The sequence below is a fragment of the Mycobacterium sp. genome, assembly GCF_049281135.1.
Classification (GTDB): domain Bacteria; phylum Actinomycetota; class Actinomycetes; order Mycobacteriales; family Mycobacteriaceae; genus Mycobacterium.
This window is the reverse complement of record NZ_JBAPRN010000090.1, coordinates 1-4,620: the sequence shown is the minus strand read 5'-3', so window position 1 is coordinate 4,620 and position 4,620 is coordinate 1. Positions and strand designations below refer to the sequence as shown.

Annotated in this window: 4 protein-coding genes; 2 read left to right on the top strand and 2 right to left on the bottom strand. The window is 63.0% G+C overall.

The window, feature by feature from the left end; all coding sequences use genetic code 11:
• The coding region (locus WAN02_RS03570; protein ID WP_422262808.1) for an ATP-binding protein at positions 1 to 569 on the top strand (569 nt) is incomplete at its 5' end.
• A 3-nt stretch (positions 570 to 572) separates the two neighbouring features.
• Here the strand turns inward: WAN02_RS03570 and WAN02_RS03565 are convergent.
• Positions 573 to 2,102: an adenylate/guanylate cyclase domain-containing protein gene (locus WAN02_RS03565; protein ID WP_422262807.1), complete on the bottom strand. Its 1,530-nt coding sequence runs from the start codon at positions 2,100 to 2,102 to the stop codon at positions 573 to 575.
• 420 nt (positions 2,103 to 2,522) lie between these two features.
• On the opposite strand from WAN02_RS03565, the gene WAN02_RS03560 reads away from it, so the two are divergent.
• Positions 2,523 to 3,317 carry a hypothetical protein gene (locus tag WAN02_RS03560; RefSeq protein WP_422262806.1) on the top strand — a complete coding sequence of 265 codons (795 nt, stop codon included), beginning with the start codon at positions 2,523 to 2,525 and terminating at the stop codon, positions 3,315 to 3,317.
• 119 nt (positions 3,318 to 3,436) lie between these two features.
• On the opposite strand, the gene WAN02_RS03555 is transcribed toward WAN02_RS03560, so the two are convergent.
• Positions 3,437 to 4,620, bottom strand: a 1,184-nt coding sequence (locus WAN02_RS03555; RefSeq protein WP_422262805.1) for an ABC transporter family substrate-binding protein, incomplete at its 5' end; no start/stop codon positions are given.

The following is a 4,620-nucleotide window of genomic DNA, read 5'->3' as shown; positions in this document are numbered from 1 at the left end:
CCCTGCACGAGATCGCCTCGCAGCTCACGGTATTCGGCACCGAAGGCCGCAAAGGCAAGCTGGACGCCGCCGAGATCCAGTGTGAACACGCCCGCGATGAGCACGACCGGGTCGGTCGCCGGGCCCGCGCGGTGCAGTTGCTGCGCGCCGTGATGGTGCGGCACCGCGACACCACCCGGCTGCGTTATGTCGAGCCGTTCCGCGCCGAGCTGGAGCGATTGGGCCGTCCGGTTTTCGGGCCGAGTTTCGAGGTCGATGTCGACAGCGATCTGTGCATCCTCAACCGCACCCTGGACGGTTGCACCGTCCCGTACGACTCACTGTCAGGTGGCGCCAAAGAGCAACTCGGCATCCTGGCGCGGCTGGCCGGCGCCGCGCTGGTCGCCAAGGAGGACGCGGTCCCGATCCTGATCGACGATGCGCTCGGATTCACCGATCCGCAACGATTGGTCAAGATGGCAGCGGTGTTCGACACGCTGGGGGAGCGCGGGCAAGTGATCGTATTGACCTGCACCCCAGCCCGATACGACGGGATCAAGGACGCACAGCGCATTGAGCTGTGCGCGTGAAGATCAGCTGAGGTCTACCCGCGCGTCGGTCTCTTGGTCGAGGCCGAAGACCTGCACGGCGGCTGATTTCCCTTTCAGGACATGGAATCCCCGGTCGATGAGTCCGAGCGGTTGAAAAGCCAAGGCGTCGACGCACTGCCGGGTGAGAAGGATAGCGTCGCCGGTGGTTTTGGTAAGTTGCTCGACGCGGGCTGCCACGTTGACGGTGTCACCGATCAAGGTGAACTCCAATTTGCCCCCGCCGCCAATGGTGCCGGCGATCACCACCCCGGTGTTGATCCCGATGCCGATCCGAAGCTCCTCGCCGAACCGCTCGCCGACAAGGCGATGAATTAGCACAGCGACCTTCACTGCGGCGCCGGCATGATCGGCGAGGTCGTTGGGGGCCCCGAAAACGGCTAAGGCGCCGTCGCCGAGGAACTTGTTGACGTGCCCTCCGGCATCGACGACGGCAGGCACCACGATTTCGAACAGCGCGTTGAGCCGAGACACGGTGTCCTCAGCGGTGTTCGCCTCGGCGAACGGGGTGAAGTCGCGCACGTCGACGAACATCACCGCCACCTGGCGGCGCTCCCCGGTGAACACATCGTCACCCTGCTCAAGTAGCCGTGCGGCGAGAGCCGGGTCGACATAGGTCCCGAACGCGGCCTGAAGCCGTTGCCGCTCAGCCAAACCCGCCTGCATACGATTGAACGACGCCGCCAAGGCACCGAGGTCATCGTCTTGAACCACCGGCAGGCGCTGGCTGTAGACGCCGGCGGCAACGCGTTGGGTGCCTTCGGCAAGGTCACGAATCGGTCGCATGGACGGAGAGAAAGCAGCAGTGACGGTGATGGGCACCGCAAGTCCGAGCGTCAGCCCACATCCGATCACGAGCCAGAGCACCGGGAACTCACTGGCCCGATCGAACAAAGTCCCCAGCATGGCACCTAGGAGGGCGAACGAGAATGCAGCCGCGAGCATCGAGACGTTCGACCAAGCAGCAAACGTCGGGCGAGCGCGAGGCAAGGCATCACCGATGCCACGATCACCACTCAGAGCAACTCTGGCCGGTCGCATCGCCGTTTCTACAAAACTATGTATAGCGATTAGCGCCAATGAGCTTCCTACGACAACTCCTATGACTCCGTACTGGACGAGCCGTAGTCCGGCGGCACCAGTGATCGCGCCGACAAGCACGAACAGCAGGCCAGTCACAACCGCGGTCCCGGTCACGCCTCGGGCGGCCGCTCCTCGCGCGTATGTGTAAGTGCCTTCCAGAGCTTTCAACCGGTCAACCTCGTGACCCCCTGCCCATTGCTCTGCAAAGCGGATGCCGCCCACCCCGGCAGGTAGCACGACATATGCCCCCACAAGGATGGCGACTACCGTGACGAGGGCCGCCTCAACGTAATAACCAGACTTTTCGACGGCGACAAGAACACATGTCATCATCAGCCAGACTGGGAGCGCCACAACGAACAAGATCACCCAGAGAGCCCACGAATACCTCGTTCCGTACCGATCCCACGCCCACTGCCAAATGCGGTCCATGCAGCGAGACTAAACGCGAGCACCTGGTCATCCGCGTTTGAACGCGCATCTGTATCGCGCCGCCGACGGGTCGGCCAACCGTGCGGCAATCTTGGCTCTATCGGCAAATGGTGTGATGCGGTGGCAGCTTCGTCAGGGCGTGTCGCGGTCGCCGGACACAGCGGCGACGATGCCCGCTCGGCAATCGGCCCGTGCACTGCGAAACGACCTAATGCACGCGCGCGTGGGATGCGCGTTTATGACGTGCTTGGTCGTACACCTCGTATCAAATTCAATGCTTTAGCTTCTCAGGGGTTTTCTCAAAACTCTTTGTGCCTCGTTGTCCATCCATAAGCGATCATTCCCGTGGTCAAAGGCAGACAAGTCTCGCCGGGGGTGACACCATATTGAGGTGATCGACTGCGGGTCGGGTCGCGTGAGATGACTGCCACGAAGCTGTCGTGCGGATCAGTGGATCATCCGATTCCCGACGTACCGGTGACCATTACGATTTTGGTGGTCTCTGTAGCTGTCCTCTTCACCGTGTGGGTGCCGGTCATCATGTATCGGTCTGCGATACGTCATGGCCGTTCGACCTTTGAGTCGCTCAGGCTGGGGTGTGCCCTTGGGGCCGTGTTCGCGGTGTGGTTCGGCTTGTCAGCGGGATACACCCACGTGGAGGCTTTTCACGATGGTCCGGACCAGCCACCCTGGCTCGTCTACTTGTTCTTCGCGCTCATCGTTATAGGACCGATTGCGGTGGCACGCTCGTCATCGCTGGACGAGCTGTTGGCAGACCGGCGAACGCTCGCCGAGCTGCTCATCACACAGACCGCTCGTTGGTTGGGATGCGTGTTCCTGGTGTTGGAGGTCGGCGGTCAGCTTCCCGGCTTCTTCGCCTACCCAGCCGCGTTCGGCGACATCACAGTCGGTGTCACTGCCTGCGTCGCCGTGATCGCCCTGATCTGGTCGACGTCGATCGCTATTCCCGTTGCATGGTCGGTGCTTGGCCTGCTTGATTTCGTCGGCGCGGTGGGAACCGGGTTCTTGGCATCCCAAGCTCTCGCCGTGGTGCATACCGACCCACCGACCTCGGTGTTCACCCAATGGCCGATGGTCCTCTTTCCGGCATACATGGTGCCCTTCTCGATCATCCTGCACATCACCACGATTCGCGTGCTGCTGACAAACCGGAGGCGCGCACGGGATGAACATACGTGGGTCGCCACGTCGTGATGACGGACAGCGGATAGGTAACTGTCAACCCAACCTGGCTACCGCGACATGGCGAGAGCGCTTGGCTTCGAGGGCCATATCGCGTGGCCCGAGGTGCCAAAGACGGGCCAACCGACTACTCAGCGCATGAACCCAATTGCGGTGTAGTCCAAGTCGGCGAGCCCGGCCGCACCGAAGTTGGCCAACGAGCTGTTGACCGCCACGTTGCCGGGTGACTGGATCAGCGGCAGGCTGAATCCTTCGGCCCAGATCAGCTTGTCGACCTCATTGGCCAATGTTCGCGCCTTGGCGGGATCCAGCTCTTGGAGCGTCTGCTCGATTTTGGCGTCGATCTCGGGGCTGCCGATCTTGCCGAAGTTGCTCTCCCCGGTGGACGCGTAGATCTGGGTGAGCGCTGACAACGGGAAAGCGTCGCCCATCCAACCGAATTGGGCGAGGTCGAACGCGCCGACGTTGATGTAGTTGGTGAAGAAGCCGCTGCCGGCCTTCGCCACCAGCTCGAGTTTAACCCCGATCTGCGCGAGGCTGTGTTGCGCGATCAGGCCGAACTGCCGACTGGTCTGCGCGTCGTAGAACAAGTCGCGGATGACGAGCTGATCTCCGTCCCGTTCGCGGAACTGCCCGTTGAGTTTCCAGCCCAACGCATCGAGGTCGCGCTTGGCCTTGTCCGGGTTGTACGCGACGACGCCGCTGTTATCTTCGTAGCCCTGCTGGCCCTCGACATAGATGTGGTTGTTCAGCGCCGCCGGGTGGCTGCTGAGCCCGTACTGGGTGACGGTGGCGATGCTTTGCCGGTCGATGCCCTCGGCGACGGCGCGGCGCAACGCCGGGTCGGACAGAATCGAGCCCTTCGCACCGTTGAAGGTGAAGTGATACCAGCTCGGAGTGGGCGCCCGGCGGATCGAGATGCCCTTGGTGCGCCTGGCGATCGTCATCTGATCCAGGCCGGCGACGCCGGTCGCGTCGATCGCCTTGTTCTGCAGCGCCGGCAATCGCGCGGCGTCGTCGAGCACCAGGTAGGTGATGCGGTCCAGCCGCGGCCGTTCGCCCCACCACTTGGGGTTGCGGGTCAAGACAATTCGCTGCTTGGTCCGATCCAGCGCGGTGACGACGAACGGACCGGCCGACGGTCCGGGGCCGGACAGCTGTGCGGTGTTGAACGCCTCGGGGGTCGCGGTGCTGCTCTTGGGAAGCAGCATGGTGTTACCGGCGAACATGCCGCGCCACTCGGCGTATGGCTTGGCGAAGGTGATCACGGCCTGGCGGTCGTCGACGCCCCGGGTCACCGATTTGACCCGCTCAC